Origin of the sequence: Nocardia ignorata NBRC 108230, assembly GCF_001612905.1 — a bacterium.
GTDB classification, from domain to species: domain Bacteria; phylum Actinomycetota; class Actinomycetes; order Mycobacteriales; family Mycobacteriaceae; genus Nocardia; species Nocardia ignorata.
Genome location: NZ_BDBI01000024.1, coordinates 1 through 14,214, shown reverse-complemented (window position 1 = coordinate 14,214; position 14,214 = coordinate 1). Strand labels below are relative to the sequence as shown.

Here is a 14,214-nt window from a genome sequence, read left to right as displayed (position 1 = left end):
ACGCGACAACCCTCCTGGCTGTCACGCGCAGCACCCGGCCGTATCCCCTTGGAAGCGGCGACGCGGTGGCGGTCATCGATCGAAGCCCGACGGCGGTAGAACATCGCCTGCCGAAAGGCCACTACCGAAGACCGACGCCACGTGGACGGATGCACACGGCTGTCACATGTTGTAGTGCACCCGGAAACCCCATGGTCTCCGAATACACGAATAGCCAACAGAAAGAAGTGTACTTCTTCCTGTTGGCTACTCGCCGACCGCCTCAGTGTGGAGGCGTGTCGTAGCAGATCAGCGGCGCAGGCCGAGACGCTCGATGAGCGAACGGTAGCGGTTGATGTCCTTGGCCTGCAGGTACTTCGACAGGCGACGACGACGACCGATCAGGGCCAGCAGGCCGTGGCGGGTGTGGTGATCGTGCTTGTGCTGCTTGAGGTGCTCGGTCAGGTCCGAGATCCGCTTCGACAGCAGCGCGATCTGCGCCTCCGGCGAACCGGTGTCCTTCTCGTGCAGGCCGTATTCGGCCAGGATGGCCGACTTCTGCTCAGTGGTCAGCGCCATGTGGCTCGACTCCTATTTTCAGTTCCGCGCTCGAATGTCCGGTCACCCGGGATGGGCGCCACCGCGGACCGCAGCAAACCCGAGGAGCCACCTTACACCGCCGCTGGTGAGCGGTTGAATCCGCCTCAGACCTCGGCGGCGGTGAGCACCTTGCGGGCGGCCTCGACGTCGCGGCCCATGGCCTCGACCAGCTCGTCGACGGACTCGAACTTGCGCATCCCGCGCAACTGTTCGACGAAGTCGACCGCCACGTGCTGGCCGTACAGATCGGCCTCACCGTCGAGGACATAGGCCTCGACCGTGCGCGAGCGCCCGGAGAAGGTGGGGTTGGTGCCCACCGAGATCGCCGCCATCGCCCGCTCACCCGCCTCGACCGTGCCGATCGTCGGACCGGCGCCGAGCACGGTGAACCAGCCCGCGTACACGCCGTCGGCGGGGATCGCGGCGTGCATCGGCGGGGCGACGTTGGCGGTCGGGAAACCGAGTCCACGTCCACGACCGTCGCCGTGCACGACCACGCCCTCCACGCGGTGCGGGCGGCCGAGCGCCTCGGCGGCCGCGGCCATGTCGCCCGCGTCGACGCAGGCGCGGATGTAGGTGGAGGAGAAGGTGACGGCGTGCTCACCGAGCAGGGTCACCCCGTCGACCTCGAAACCGAAACGCGCACCGAGCTCACGCATGGTGTCGACGGTTCCCGCGGCCTTCTTGCCGAAGGTGAAGTTGTCGCCGACCACGACCTCGGTGACGTGCAACCGCTCCACGAGCAGGTCGTGCACGTAACCGGCGGGGGTGAGCTTCATGAATTCCTGGGTGAACGGCATCACGCAGAACACGTCGATGCCGAGTTCCTCCGCCAGTTCGGCCCGCCGGGTGAGGGTGGTGAGCTGGGCCGGATGCGAACCGGGGCGCACCACTTCCATCGGGTGCGGGTCGAACGTCATCAGGACCGCGGGCACGCCACGCTTTTTCGCCGCGGCCACCGCACGGCTGATGAGCTGCGCGTGTCCACGATGTACCCCGTCGAACACGCCGATCGTGAGGACGCAACGTCCCCAGTCCGCGGGCACGTCGTCGAGACTTCGCCATCTCTGCACAGAGCGAAGCCTACGCAAAGCGGTGCGCGAACAGAATTCCGGTGTGATGCGATCGTGGCCGGTTCGCCGATGTGTGATTCGGGCCAGGGATGCCTAACATTGACAACGTGCCAGGTAAACGAGAGGCCGGACTCGAGGTCACCGCTACGATCGCGCCGGAGCTGTCGGCGGTGGCACAGGACTATCTGAAGGTCATCTGGACCGCGCAGGAGTGGTCGCAGGAGAAGGTGTCCACCAAGCTGCTCGCCGAGCGCATCGGCGTGTCGGCCTCGACCGTGTCGGAGGCCGTGCGCAAGCTCGCCGACCAGGGCCTGGTCGAGCACGCCCGCTACGGCGCGATCACGTTGACCGACCACGGCCGTCGCGCCGCCGTGGCCATGGTGCGCCGCCACCGCCTCATCGAGACCTTCCTGGTGAACGAACTCGGCTACGGCTGGGACGAGGTGCACGACGAGGCCGAGGTCCTCGAGCACGCGGTGTCGGAACTGCTGGTGTCGCGCATCGACGCGAAACTCGGCCACCCCGACCGTGATCCGCACGGCGACCCCATCCCCTCGGTCGACGGCGCCGTCCCCACACCCCCGGCCCGCCGTCTCAGCGACTTCGCCGCGGGCGAATCCGGCCGCGTCGCCCGCATCTCCGACTCCGACCCCGAGATGCTGCGCTACTTCGACTCCGTCGGCATCGCCCTCGACACCCCCATCGAGGTAGCCGAACGCCGCGATTTCGCCGGCACCATCGCCGTCCGCATCGCCACCGCCGCCTCCCCCACCGAACTGGGCACCCTCGCGGCCGAAGCCATCTGGCTGACCGCCTGATCAGCAGGTGAAGTAGGGGCGTAGCCGGGCCGGTACGCCGTCGGATTCGGCGGTGGCCCAGCAGGTTTCGTGGGGGAACAGGACATAGGTGGTCCAGCTGCCGTCGACGCGGCGGATGATGCGCTGGTTGTCGCCGGGGGTGGCGAAGCGGATGACGGCCCAGGTTCCGTCGCAGTCGACGACGGCGGCGTTGTCGAGCATGCCGAGGTCGGCGGAGATGCCGTCGGGGTGGCAGGGGCCCGCGGTGTCCTGGAAGCGCAGCAGGCCGCCGACAGTTGATCCGGCGGTGGTGAGGAAGGCCGAATGCATGCCTTCCGGAACGGGATTCGTCCCGGCGGGGGCGGTCATGCCGAAGTAGTAGCAGCCGACGGGCACGGTGAAGACGGCGCGGCCGTCACTGTCGGTCACGGCGTCGAGCCGCTGGGTCTCGGTGGTCTCGCCTACCGGGATGTCGTGGGCTGCCGGGTCACACGGTTCCTGGCGCGAAAGGTGCACCGGCACATCAGCAACCGCGACACCCGACACTGTTTCGGTGCGCAGCACGATGGTTCCCGTCGCCGGTGTCGGCGGCGGACTCGGCCGAGCCGCCGTCGTACGCGTGGCAGGCCCTCCCGTGGTCGCCTCGACCGGACCCACAGTGATCGCCGCATCGGGCGGCGTCGCCACCGGAGGCTGAGCCAGAGTGGACGGCACGCGCGAAGGGTTCACCACCCGAGGCTCGTCGGACGCACATCCGGCAAGCAGGACCACCGCCCCTGCGACAACGCCGATCAAGGCTTTCCGTACCGCACCCATGGTCCACCTCTACGACGCCGTCGGCTATATACCGAGGCTATCGAGCGAGGTCGTCGACCCGTTAGCCCTCGTCCAGAGGCCATGACAGCCGTGAGTCAGCCACCTATGCCCTGGGGACGGACGACCATGACCGAGGCGGCGCGTTTGCCGCTCTCCTCGAGGAGGGCGATGGCCCGGCCGGTGGGGTCGATGGCCGCGTAGACGCCCTTGATGCCGACGGGGTCGAGCCAGCGGCCGTTGCGCAGGTCGTTCGCCTGGGCTTCGTCGATGTCGCGGTGCGGGAAGGCGGTGCGGACGGCGGTGTCGATATCGAGGCTGAGCAGCGGTTGCTCGGCTTCGGCCGCGGCGGCCAGTTCGTCCAGGGTGCGGGCGTGTTCGAGGGTGAAGGGGCCGACCCTGGTGCGGCGCAGCGCGGTGAGGTGGCCGCCGACGCCGAGGGCGGCGCCGAGGTCGCGGGCGAGGGCGCGGATGTAGGTGCCCGAGGAGCAGTCGACCTCCACGTCGAGGTCGACGAAGTCACCGGATTCGCGACGGGCGAGGACGTCGAAGCGGGAGACGGTCACCGGGCGGGCGGCCAATTGCACGTCTTCGCCTGCCCGGGCCCGTGCGTAGGCGCGTTCGCCGTCGATCTTGATGGCGCTGACGGTCGCCGGCACCTGCTGGATGTCGCCGGTGAGCGCGGCGACCCCCGCGGCGATGTCGGCGTCGGTGACGTGCAGTGCGGACGTCGTCGCGACCACCTCGCCTTCGGCGTCGTCGGTGATCGTCGACCGACCGAGGCGGATCGTCGCGGTGTACGCCTTGGAGGTGAGGATCAGCTGACCGAGCAGTTTCGTCGCCCGCTCGACGCCGAGCACCAGCACCCCGGTCGCCATCGGGTCCAGGGTGCCCGCATGGCCGACCTTCTTGGTGCGCAACAGTTTCCGGCTGCGCGCCACCACGTCGTGACTGGTCCAGCCGCCGTCCTTGTCCACGATCACCAACCCGCCGAGCGGGTCGACGGCCGGAGTACGCGCCGCCATCAGCCGTGCGCGATCGCGGTCAGGATCAGCCCGTCGGCGATCATCCAACGTCCGTCGAACGTGGTCAGCGGGATTCCGCCGTCGGTGGTGAGACCAGGGACGAGCAGCCTGGTGTGGAACGTCCCGGTGGCGGAATCGGCTGTGCGGGAATCGATCTCGAAGGTGATGTGGGCGTCCTCGAAACCGAGCCAGCGCAGGGTCAGCGGGAACCAAGCCTTGTAGGTCGCCTCCTTGGCGCAGAACAGCAACCGGTCCAGGTGCAGCCCGTCATCGGGTGTGCCCGCGAGCCACTCGCGTTCGGCGGGCAGGCTCACCGAATCGAGCACGCCCTCGGGAAGCGGACCGTGCGGCTCGGCGTCGATACCGACCGAACGGAACCGCAGCGCATGCGCGAGCGCGGCGGCACGGTACCCGTCGCAATGGGTGAGGCTGCCGACGACGCCGCGCGGGAACAGCGGCATACCGCGCTCACCCTTGCCGATCGCCACCGGCGGCTCACCGAGTTCCTCGAGCGCCACTCGTGCGCAGTGCCGGGCACCGATGAAATCGCGACGGCGCTTCTCCACCGACTTCGCGATGAGGTGCTCTTCGGCAGGATGCGCATTCAGGTCCTCCGGATACGTCAGCAGTTCAGAAGTAGCCACGCCGGACGGCAGTATGTTCTCGATCATCGGAGAACAGCCTAATCGGTGCGTGATGGAGGACCGCCCGGCCCGGTTCAGATGCCTCGACGCCGATCCGCCTTCGCGCGCATCTCCTCGGCTGCCGCTTCCATCTCCGGGGTGACGGCGAAGTGGCCGCCCCAGGCGTTGAGGTCGCCTTCGGCGTAGACCGGTTCGGGCAGGATCTGGCGCAGCAGGGGGTCGGGCATCCCGCGGCGCTTCCATTCGCGCGGGTAGCCGAGCGACACCTCTTCGAAGCGGACACCGTCGTAATGAGTGGTGCGCGGGATGTGGAGGTGTCCGTACACCGAGCAGACCACGTTGTAGCTGGTGTGCCAGTCGGCGGTGAGGTCGGTGCCGCACCACAGGGAGAACTCGGGGTAGAAGAGGATGTCGGTGGGCTGGCGGACCAGCGGGAAGTGGTTGATCATCACCAGCGGGGTGTCCGGCGCCAGGGCGTCGAGGCGGCGCTGGGTGTACTGCACGCGGGCGTGGCACCAGGCGTCGCGGGTGAGGTACGGGTCCGGGTGGAGCAGGAATTCGTCGGTGGCGACCACGTTGCGTTCCCGTGCCACCGCGAGCGCCTCGGCCTTGGTGCCGGTTCCGGCGGGCCGCCACGAGTAGTCGTAGAGCAGGAACATCGGGGCGAGCGTGACGCTGCCGCCGAACTTCTCCGCACCCGGCCCGTTCCACACCGGGAACGGATCCTCCGGGGTGAGGACATCGAGGTCACGGCACATCGCCACCAGGTAGTCGTAGCGGGCGGCGCCGTGCATCTGCACCGGGTCCTTGGGCGTGGTCCACAGTTCGTGGTTGCCCGGCACCCAGATCACCTTGGCGAAGCGGGCGCGCAGCAACTCGAGCGCCCACCGCACCTCCTCGGCCTTCTCCCCCACGTCACCGGCTACGATCAGCCAGTCCTCCGGCGAGTCGGGCCGGATCTGCTCGACGATCGGCTTGTTGCCCTGGTGCCCCACGTGCACATCGCTGACCGCCCACAACTTCGGATTCACCTGTCCACAGTGACACATCGGCCCTCGACCGGCCCATCCCCGTCGGTCACGGGCGTCCGGGTTCTTCGGAACACAGCCTGCCGACGCCGCGTGCAACGGTTAGGCTTTTCGCACATGGCGTTGTGCCACAAGAGCTTCGGGGGATCTGGTGTTGTTGGCAAAAGGGGGCAACTGTGTGCTGTCCGGCGGGCGTGTCGAGGTCCGGGTCGGTGTGGTCGACGGCCCGCCACCGCGCGTGCTCGCGGTAGGTCTCGACGCCAACGGTCGCCTGCGCGACGGCCGCGACCTGGTGGTTCCCGGCGCGGACCCGTCGGCTGACGGCGCCGTCGAGGTCACGGAGGGTTCGGTGCGAATCGATCCAGCCCTGGTCGGCGCCGGTATCGCGCGGGTCGTCGTGGCCGCGGCCACGGGCAGGCAAGGGTTCGCGGGCACCGAGGTGCGCAGCGTTGTGTGCGGCGACGGCGAGGAGTTCGTCGCGGTGAGCAGCGGCTTCACGGCCGAGACGCTGATCAGGACGGTGGAGCTCTATCGTCATCAGGGCCGGTGGAAACTTCGCCACCTCGGCGACGGCTACGCAGACGGGATCACCGGTCTCGCGCGCGACATAGGACTAGAGCTGCCGCCGGCGCCCCAGGCGGAGCCGTTGACGCCCGCACCGCAGGCCGAGCCGACGCCACCGATGCCGCCCGTTCCGGTCGCTCGTGCATCGGCCGCCGCCGAGAGGTCGACTCCGGCGATGCGGGTGATGGGTTTCGTCATCGGTATCGCGATCATGGTGTTCTTCGGCGGTATCGCCTTCATGGGCCTGAGCGAGGACGATTCCGGCGTCCGCTGCGGCACCGAGGTCATGGACGCCGACGACATCTGCGTCACCAACAACTCGGCCCGCCACAACCGTGACGAACAGGAAGACATCAACGAGCGAGGCGACATATTCGGCTTCCTCTGCTTGGTGCCGCTCGCGCTGGTCGGAGGCGCCATCGCCGTGGGCTCACTGATGAAGGACCCCGACTAGCTCTCGCGGCCCGCCGGTTCACCCGGCGGGACCAGGTCAGGCCAGTAATTCGTCGACGAAGTCGAGCACGCGGTCACGCGATTCCACGACGATCTCCTCGTGGCCGCCCGGGTACTGGGCGAACTCCACGTCGGTACCCGCCACCCGCATGCGCGACAGCAGTGCGAGGGTCATCGGCAGCGGGACGACCATGTCGGTGGCACCGTGTGCGATGAGGATCGGCTGCCGGTAACCGACGGTCGGCACCACCATGTAGTCGCGCAGGGCCGCGCCGATGCCGCCCTCGGTGATCGGCCGGGCCAGCAGCGACCCGAGCGAGGCGGTGCCCGCCGCACGATCGAACTCGCGCACACAGGTGGTCGAGATCGCGTCGACCACCTGGCGGCCTCGCTCGGTGAGCGCGCCGTTCACGTCGAGGTCCGGGCGGGCGGCGCGCAGCCCGGCGAGCATGCCCGCGAACGGGCCGACCAGCCGGTCGACGACCGGGAGGTTCGGGACGCCGGGGCCCAGCCGGGACAGGATCTCCTCGAAATGGGATTCCGGTGCCAAGGCCACGGTTCCCCGGAAGTCGAGTTCGGGGGCGTAATCGGCGGCGAGGTTGCCGGTGGCCAGCGCGGCATGTCCGCCCTGGGAACCACCGACCACGGCCCATGCGCGCGACAGGCCGGGCTCGGCCGCCTGGGCGGCGCGCACCAGGTCGATGGTGGCGGTCGCTTCGGTGCGAGTGTGCAGGTAGGGATGCACGGTGTCCGCGCCGGCCGACAGCCCGAGATAGTCGGGAGCGACCACGGCCCAGCCACGGTCGAGGAACGACTGCAGCAGCGAATGCTCATGCGCCGCTTTGGAAGTGGTGAGCCCGCAGTGCGGCGCGAGGCCACTGGTGCCGTGGTCCCAGGCGACGACCGGGTATCCGCCTTCCGGGGCGGGGGTGTCCGGAAGCAGCAGCAGCCCTGCCGAATTCGTGCTTCCGCCGGTGACCGCCTCGGTGCTGTATTCGACGATCGAGGCCCGCGACCATTCGCCCCACCCGGCGGGCTGAGCGGTGCGCGACACCAACCGACCCGGTGTCTCGGGCGCCGCCTGTGCCGACGCGGGCAGTCCGACTATCACCGCGACCAGCACGAAGACCATCGCGAGGATCACCCGCCCGGCCTTCGAAATCCACTCGTGCACTCCGGTTTCGCCTTCCATGTCCGATCCGAGTCGTCCACCCGACGGTAGGTCATCGGCGACGAACCGGCACTACCCACATTTTCGCCGACGAACCGAATTCGGCTCGAAACGCCCGACCCGGCTCGACTGATCGGACAGCTAGGCGGCTTCGCGTGGGAGTTCGGCGCCGACCTTGGCCCAGCGTCCGGATCGGGCACGGGCGACGACTGCGAGAAGCCGGGCGAGCATGAAGACGACCAAGCCGGTCCAAATTCCCGCGACGCCCCAGTCGAAGACCAGGGACAACCAGATCAGGGGCAGGAATCCGCCGAGGGCCGCCGCCAGGGTGGCGGTGCGCAGGAAGGCCGCGTCGCCCGCACCGAGGAGGACACCGTCGAGACCGAAGACGACGCCCGCGACCGGGATCATGGCGACGAAGAACCACCAGATCACGTGGGTGCGGTCGAGTACTGCCGCGTCGTCGGTGAACAGCAGTGGCAGTACGCCGGCAGCGGCGGCGAAGATTCCGGCGAGGAACAGTCCGAATATCCCCGACCAGGTCGTGACGCGCCGGGCGATGCCCTTCGCACCCCGGGCGTTGCCCGCGCCGAGCGCCGCACCGACCAGGGTCTGGGCGGCGATGGCCAGCGAATCCAGCGTCAGTGCGAGGAAATTCCACAGTTGCAGCACCAGTTGGTGGGCGGCGACCGATGCGGCGCCGAAGCGGGCCGCGACGGCGGCGGCCGAGACGAAACACACCTGGAACGACAGACTGCGCACGATGAGGTCGCGGCCGAGGACCAGTTGGGCGCGCATCACCGACGGGCGTGGTCGCAACGAAACCCGTTCCCGCAGCAGGGCGTAACCGAACAGTGCACCCGACACCGTTTGGCCGACGAGGTTGGCCACCGCCGATCCGGCCAGCTCCATCCGTGGCGCGCCGAGTAATCCGTACACCAGAACCGGACACAGCACAGCCGAAAGAGCCAGCCCGGCAACGACATACAACAGTGGACGCCGAACGTCCTGCACCCCACGCATCCACCCGTTGCCCGCCATGGACAGCAGGATCAACGGCACTCCGAAGAGTGCGATCCGCACCCAGGTGAGGGCTTCGTCGGCGATCTCCCCACCGCCGGCGAGCACCGAACACAGTGGGCCCGCGAACAGCTGGATCACCGCGAGGATCACGATGCCGATCCCGAGGCCGACCCAACTGGCCTGCACACCCTCTTCGACCGCCCCCGCGCGGTCGCCCGCACCGTTGCGCCGAGCCGCCCGCGCCGTCGTCCCGTAGGACAGGAACGTCAGCTGCGTACTCACCGTCCCCAGAATCACCCCGCCGACGGCGAGCCCGGCCAACGCCAGCGCCCCGAGCCGCCCGACCACCGCGATATCGAACAGCAGATACAGGGGTTCCGCGACCAGCACACCGAGCGTCGGCACCGCGATGCCGAGAATCCGCCGGGGCCCGGCGTTCTCGATCATCGCGTCGTCATCGTTGGACACCGTCGACCCCACACCGACCTCCCACCACCCGCATCCGATCCGCCGATACTGGCACAGACCACCGACAAGTCGGCGAGACACCGAGAGCCTGTGGCCACCCCGGCCGCCCCTCGCGGCGACTGACCGCCTGATCCCGTCATGAAATCGACAGCCTCGACGCCGTCGACCACAACACCAGTGCGTCAGGAGAGCTCGTCCACCAACGCGCGCACCACGGACTCGGCGCTCCCATAAGTCGTGTACCCGGCCGCGAACCGATGTCCCCCACCGCCGAACCGGCTCGCGATCGCCGCCACGTCGACACCGTCGGAAACACCGGGGGCCGAGTCGCGCGAACGCAGCGAGACCGTCCAGCGGTCGTTCTGCCCGCGCGCCTCCTTGAAGACGACGGCGATCCCCGCCTCGGCGGTCGTGCGGATGACGTCGATGACGCTCTCCACTTCCTCGGGCCCCACCTCGTGCGTGTCGGCCGCCCGGACCAGTGCGTACACCAGCCCGACGCCCGCCGCACCGGGCACGACCACCGCCGAGGACAACACCTTCGACAGCATCGGTAACCACGTGAAGGGGTGGGTATCGAGCAGGGACCGGGTGATTTCGGAACCGTCGATGCCGGTGGCGAGCAGCCGCTCGGCCAACGCGTGGCTGCCCGGCCTGGCCCAGCGGAACGAACCGGTGTCGGTGACCAGACCCGCGAACAGGCAGTGCGCGATGGCGGCGTCGATAGGCACGCCCCACGCGTCGAGCAGCCGGGTGACCAGCTCGGTGGTCGAGGCCGCCGTCTCATCGATCAGATCCACCGTGCCGAAACCGTCGTTGGCGCGGTGATGGTCGATCACCAGAGTCGTTGCCGCACCGGATAATCGGTCGGCGAGCGCACCGAGGCGGCTGCGGGCACCGCAGTCGACGACCACCAGCAGGTCCACCTCGTGCGGAACCTGCCCGGGCGCGACGAGATGCTGCCCGCCGGGCAGGGTACGCAGCGAGGCGGGCAGCTCGGCCGGTTCGGCGAACGACACGCACACCGGCACGCCGCGGCGGTCGAGAGCCAGCGCCAAGGCCAGCCCGCTGCCGACCGTGTCGGCATCGGGCTGCACATGGCACAGGACGGTCACCGAACGGGCGGCCGCCAGCAACGCGACGGCGGCACCCAGTTCGGTCCCGTCCCGGACACTGGTCACGCGGGTGCCCTACTCGTCCTCGTCGTCGCGTTCGGACTTGTACGGGTCGGCGTCACCGGCGTGCTTGGCGTTGGCGGCCACCTTGGCCACCTCGTCGTCGATGGCGCGAGCCCTGGCCAGCAGCTCTTCCATCTCGCGCGCCGCGTCGGGCACCTTGTCCAGGCTGAACGACAGGATCGGGGTGAACTTCACGCCCGTCCCCGCGCCGACCTTGGACCGCAGTACCCCCTTGGCCGCGTCGAGACCTGCGGCGGCCGCCGCGTAATCGGGCTCGGCGTCGAGCGTCTCGCCCATCACCGTGTAGTAAATCGTCGCCTCGCGCAGATCGCCGGTCACCTTGGCGTCGGTGACTGTGACGAACCGCAGCCGCGGATCCTTGATCTCGTACTCGATCGCGGTGGCCACGATCGCGGAAATCCGCTTGGCGAGTCGGCGAGCCCTGGCTTGATCCACCATGGGGACACTCCTCTCATAGGCAGGCACCGGGCTGTGACACCCGGGCCGCGCCTGTCAGTCTTCGGGTCCGAAGATCCGGCGGCGTACTGCCAGCAACTCTATCTCCGGACGCGCGGCAACGTGCCGCTCACATTTGTCGAGCACCTCGTTGAGATGTCCCGTTTCCGCACTGACCATGGCCACCCCGAGCAGCGCACGGCGGTGCAGGTCCTGATCACCGGCCTCGGCGGCATTCACGGCGAAGCGTTTCTGCAGCTCGGCGAGGATCGGCCGGATCACCGACCGCTTCTCCTTGAGCGAATGCACGTCACCGAGCAGTAGATCGAATTCGAGCGCACCGATGTACAGCGGTGCTCACCTCCTGGTAGATGGTTTGCACGCATGACCACACGCCGCACCCGAGGATTCGGATGCGGCGTGTGGAACGGTGTGCGATATCAGTCGCGCGGCTTCTCGCGCAGCTCGTACGCCTCGATGATGTCGCCGTCCTTGATGTCGCTGTAGGTCACGGTCATACCGCACTCGAAACCCTCGCGCACCTCGGTGGCGTCGTCCTTCTCCCGCTTGAGCGAGGAGATGGTCATCGTCTCGGCGATCACCCGGCCGTCACGGATCAGGCGCGCCTTGGCGTTGCGCTTGACCGAACCGCTGGTGACCATGCAGCCGGCGATGTTGCCGATCTTCGACGAACGGAAGATCGCGCGGATCTCCGCCCGGCCCAGCTCGACCTCTTCGTAGATCGGCTTGAGCATGCCCTTGAGGGCCTTCTCGATCTCGTCGATGGCCTGGTAGATCACCGAGTAGTACCGGATGTCGACGCCCTCGCGGTTGGCCAGCTCGGTGGCCTTGCCCTCCGCACGGACGTTGAAGCCGATGATGATCGCGTTCGAGGCCGACGCCAGGTTGACGTTGGTCTCGGTGACGCCACCGACACCGCGGTCGATGACGCGCAGGCGCACCTCGTCGTCGATCTCGATACCGAGCAGGGCCTCTTCGAGGGCCTCGACGGTACCGGAGTTGTCGCCCTTGAGGATCAGGTTGAGCTCCGAAGTCTCCTTCAGGGCGGCATCCAGATCTTCCAGGCTGATCCGCTTGCGGCTGCGTGCGGCCAGCGCGTTGCGCTTGCGTGCGTTGCGGCGGTCGGCGATCTGGCGGGCGATGCGGTCTTCCTCGACCACGATCAGGTTGTCACCGGCGCCGGGCACCGAGGTGAAACCGATGACCTGCACCGGGCGCGACGGGAGCGCCGCGTGGACGTCCTCGCCGTGCTCGTCGACCATGCGGCGCACGCGACCGTAGGCGTCGCCCGCCACGATCGAGTCGCCGACACGGAGCGTGCCGCGCTGGATGAGCACGGTGGCCACCGGGCCACGGCCGCGGTCGAGGTGCGCCTCGATGGCGACACCCTGGGCGTCCATGTCCGGGTTGGCCCGCAGGTCGAGCGAGGCATCCGCGGTCAGCAGCACCGCTTCGAGCAGCGCGTCGATGTTGGTGCCCTGCTTGGCCGAGATGTCGACGAACATGGTGTCGCCACCGTATTCCTCGGTCACCAGGCCGTATTCGGTCAGCTGCTGCCGGATCTTGTCCGGGTTCGCGCCTTCCTTGTCGATCTTGTTGACCGCCACGACGATCGGCACGTCGGCCGCCTGGGCGTGGTTGATCGCTTCCACCGTCTGCGGCATGACGCCGTCGTCGGCCGCGACCACGAGGATCGCGATGTCGGTGGCCTTCGCACCACGGGCACGCATGGCGGTGAACGCCTCGTGACCCGGGGTGTCGATGAAGGTGATGAGGCGCTCTTCCTCGTTCAGGTTCGTCAGCACCTGGTAGGCACCGATGTGCTGGGTGATGCCACCGGCCTCGCCCTCACGGACGTTGGCCTTACGGATCGTGTCCAGCAGTCGGGTCTTACCGTGGTCGACGTGACCCATCACGGTCACCACCGGCGGACGCTGCTCGAGGTCTTCCTCGGTGCCCGCGTCCTCGCCGTAGGTGAGGTCGAACGAGGAGAGGAGCTCGCGGTCCTCGTCCTCGGGGCTGACCACGTGGACGACGTAGTTCATCTCGCTGCCGAGCAGCTCGAGGGTCTCGTCGTTCACCGACTGGGTCGCGGTGACCATCTCGCCGAGGTTGAACAAGGCCTGCACGAGTGCGGCCGGGTTCGCGTCGATCTTCTCGGCGAAGTCCGACAGCGAGGCGCCACGGGCGAGACGGATGATCTCGCCGTTGCCACGGGGCAGACGCACGCCGCCGACGGCGGGAGCCTGCATGTTCTCGTACTCGGCGCGCTTCGCCCGCTTCGACTTGCGGCCACGGCGCACCGCGCCACCGGGACGACCGAAGGCGCCTGCGGCACCACCACGGCCACCGGGACCACCGGGACGACCGCCGCCGCCACCGGGGCGACCACGGAAACCACCGGCCGCGGGCGCACCGGCACCAGGAGCGCCGGGGGCACCGCCACCGCCACCGCGGTAGCCGCCACCGCCGCCACCACCGGGACGGCCTGCGCCGCCACCGGGGGCGCCGCCGGGACGACCCGGACGGCCACCGGCCGCGGGGCCGGGACGTGCGGAACGAGCGGGCATGGCGCCGGGGTTCGGACGCGGCGGCATCGAGCCCGGGTTGGGGCGCGGACCACCGGGTCGCGGGGCACCGCCCTGCGCGGCGGCCGGACGCGGGCCACCCTGACCCTGACCCTGACCGGGGCGGGGACCGCCCTGACCGGGAGCCGGACGCGGGCCACCCTGACCGGGAGCCGGACGGGGACCGCCCTGACCCGGCGTCGGGCGAGGACCGCCCTGCGGGGCGGGACGCGGCGCCGGACGCTCACGATCGGGAGCGGAGCTGAACGGGTTGTTGCCGACCCGGGGGGTCTTCGGGCCGGGCTTCGGGCCGGGACCGGCCGGACGCGGGGCCTGAGCACCCGGTGCGGGGGT

The 14,214-nt window shown here is 69.1% G+C and carries 15 protein-coding genes; 3 read left to right on the top strand and 12 right to left on the bottom strand.

All coding sequences use genetic code 11. The features are described 5' to 3' along the window. Positions 1 to 288 precede the first annotated feature (288 nt). Positions 289 to 558: a 30S ribosomal protein S15 gene (gene rpsO, locus NI2_RS19475; RefSeq protein ID WP_067492627.1), complete on the bottom strand. Its 270-nt coding sequence runs from the start codon at positions 556 to 558 to the stop codon at positions 289 to 291. A 125-nt stretch (positions 559 to 683) separates the two neighbouring features. Further along, positions 684 to 1,652: a bifunctional riboflavin kinase/FAD synthetase gene (locus NI2_RS19470; protein ID WP_067492625.1), complete on the bottom strand. Its 969-nt coding sequence runs from the start codon at positions 1,650 to 1,652 to the stop codon at positions 684 to 686. 89 nt (positions 1,653 to 1,741) lie between these two features. Between NI2_RS19470 and NI2_RS19465 the strand changes: the two genes are divergently transcribed. Beyond that, a complete protein-coding gene (locus NI2_RS19465) occupies positions 1,742 to 2,470 on the top strand; it encodes a metal-dependent transcriptional regulator (RefSeq protein ID WP_067492623.1) in 729 nt (242 codons plus the stop codon). Here the strand turns inward: NI2_RS19465 and NI2_RS19460 are convergent, their stop codons facing one another. Further along, on the bottom strand, positions 2,471 to 3,013 hold the full coding sequence (locus tag NI2_RS19460) for a hypothetical protein (protein ID WP_243749695.1): 543 nt from the start codon (positions 3,011 to 3,013) through the stop codon (positions 2,471 to 2,473). Here NI2_RS19460 and NI2_RS35215 point away from each other — a divergent pair. After that, positions 3,003 to 3,146 (top strand): hypothetical protein, encoded by a 144-nt coding sequence (locus NI2_RS35215; protein ID WP_243749696.1) that lies wholly within the window; start codon positions 3,003 to 3,005, stop codon positions 3,144 to 3,146. The two genes, NI2_RS19460 and NI2_RS35215, sit on opposite strands and share 11 nt — an antisense overlap. Before the next feature lie 214 nt (positions 3,147 to 3,360). On the opposite strand, the gene truB is transcribed toward NI2_RS35215, so the two are convergent. The 3 genes from truB to NI2_RS19445 are packed head-to-tail and all read right to left on the bottom strand — an operon-like array spanning position 3,361 to position 5,962. Then, positions 3,361 to 4,287 carry a tRNA pseudouridine(55) synthase TruB gene (gene truB, locus NI2_RS19455; RefSeq protein ID WP_067492619.1) on the bottom strand — a complete coding sequence of 309 codons (927 nt, stop codon included), beginning with the start codon at positions 4,285 to 4,287 and terminating at the stop codon, positions 3,361 to 3,363. Further along, the gene (gene npt, locus NI2_RS19450) at positions 4,287 to 4,958 is read right to left on the bottom strand and encodes a 4'-phosphopantetheinyl transferase Npt (RefSeq protein ID WP_067492618.1); all 672 of its coding nucleotides are present in this window, start codon (positions 4,956 to 4,958) and stop codon (positions 4,287 to 4,289) included. Before npt ends, truB begins: the two co-directional genes overlap by 1 nt. Positions 4,959 to 5,005: 47 nt before the next feature. Then, the gene (locus NI2_RS19445; protein WP_133733794.1) at positions 5,006 to 5,962 is read right to left on the bottom strand and encodes a metallophosphoesterase family protein; all 957 of its coding nucleotides are present in this window, start codon (positions 5,960 to 5,962) and stop codon (positions 5,006 to 5,008) included. 151 nt (positions 5,963 to 6,113) lie between these two features. On the opposite strand from NI2_RS19445, the gene NI2_RS19440 reads away from it, so the two are divergent. Next, positions 6,114 to 6,977: a TerD family protein gene (locus NI2_RS19440; protein ID WP_166655715.1), complete on the top strand. Its 864-nt coding sequence runs from the start codon at positions 6,114 to 6,116 to the stop codon at positions 6,975 to 6,977. A 36-nt stretch (positions 6,978 to 7,013) separates the two neighbouring features. On the opposite strand, the gene NI2_RS19435 is transcribed toward NI2_RS19440, so the two are convergent. The 6 genes from NI2_RS19435 to infB all read right to left on the bottom strand — a co-directional run. Next, positions 7,014 to 8,168 (bottom strand): lipase family protein, encoded by a 1,155-nt coding sequence (locus NI2_RS19435; RefSeq protein WP_067492607.1) that lies wholly within the window; start codon positions 8,166 to 8,168, stop codon positions 7,014 to 7,016. A 120-nt stretch (positions 8,169 to 8,288) separates the two neighbouring features. Further along, positions 8,289 to 9,617 carry an MATE family efflux transporter gene (locus NI2_RS19430; protein ID WP_067492965.1) on the bottom strand — a complete coding sequence of 443 codons (1,329 nt, stop codon included), beginning with the start codon at positions 9,615 to 9,617 and terminating at the stop codon, positions 8,289 to 8,291. A 203-nt stretch (positions 9,618 to 9,820) separates the two neighbouring features. After that, on the bottom strand, positions 9,821 to 10,819 hold the full coding sequence (locus tag NI2_RS19425; RefSeq protein WP_067492605.1) for a DHH family phosphoesterase: 999 nt from the start codon (positions 10,817 to 10,819) through the stop codon (positions 9,821 to 9,823). A gap of 9 nt (positions 10,820 to 10,828) precedes the next feature. Beyond that, the gene (gene rbfA, locus NI2_RS19420; RefSeq protein ID WP_067492603.1) at positions 10,829 to 11,275 is read right to left on the bottom strand and encodes a 30S ribosome-binding factor RbfA; all 447 of its coding nucleotides are present in this window, start codon (positions 11,273 to 11,275) and stop codon (positions 10,829 to 10,831) included. Between the two features lie 54 nt (positions 11,276 to 11,329). Continuing rightward, the gene (locus tag NI2_RS19415) at positions 11,330 to 11,623 is read right to left on the bottom strand and encodes a DUF503 domain-containing protein (RefSeq protein ID WP_067492601.1); all 294 of its coding nucleotides are present in this window, start codon (positions 11,621 to 11,623) and stop codon (positions 11,330 to 11,332) included. Between the two features lie 89 nt (positions 11,624 to 11,712). Continuing rightward, the coding region (gene infB, locus NI2_RS19410) for a translation initiation factor IF-2 (RefSeq protein WP_067492963.1) at positions 11,713 to 14,214 on the bottom strand (2,502 nt) is incomplete at its 5' end.

Bases quoted from the DNA above. Each gene is read 5' to 3' on its own strand.
- NI2_RS19435 (WP_067492607.1), bottom strand. From the start codon at position 8,168: ATGGAAGGCGAAACCGGAGTGCACGAGTGGATTTCGAAGGCCGGGCGG.
- NI2_RS19430 (WP_067492965.1), bottom strand. From the start codon at position 9,617: ATGATCGAGAACGCCGGGCCCCGGCGGATTCTCGGCATCGCGGTGCCG.
- rpsO (WP_067492627.1), bottom strand. From the start codon at position 558: ATGGCGCTGACCACTGAGCAGAAGTCGGCCATCCTGGCCGAATACGGC.
- truB (WP_067492619.1), bottom strand. From the start codon at position 4,287: ATGGCGGCGCGTACTCCGGCCGTCGACCCGCTCGGCGGGTTGGTGATC.
- rbfA (WP_067492603.1), bottom strand. From the start codon at position 11,275: ATGGTGGATCAAGCCAGGGCTCGCCGACTCGCCAAGCGGATTTCCGCG.
- NI2_RS19465 (WP_067492623.1), top strand. From the start codon at position 1,742: ATGCCTAACATTGACAACGTGCCAGGTAAACGAGAGGCCGGACTCGAG.
- npt (WP_067492618.1), bottom strand. From the start codon at position 4,958: ATGATCGAGAACATACTGCCGTCCGGCGTGGCTACTTCTGAACTGCTG.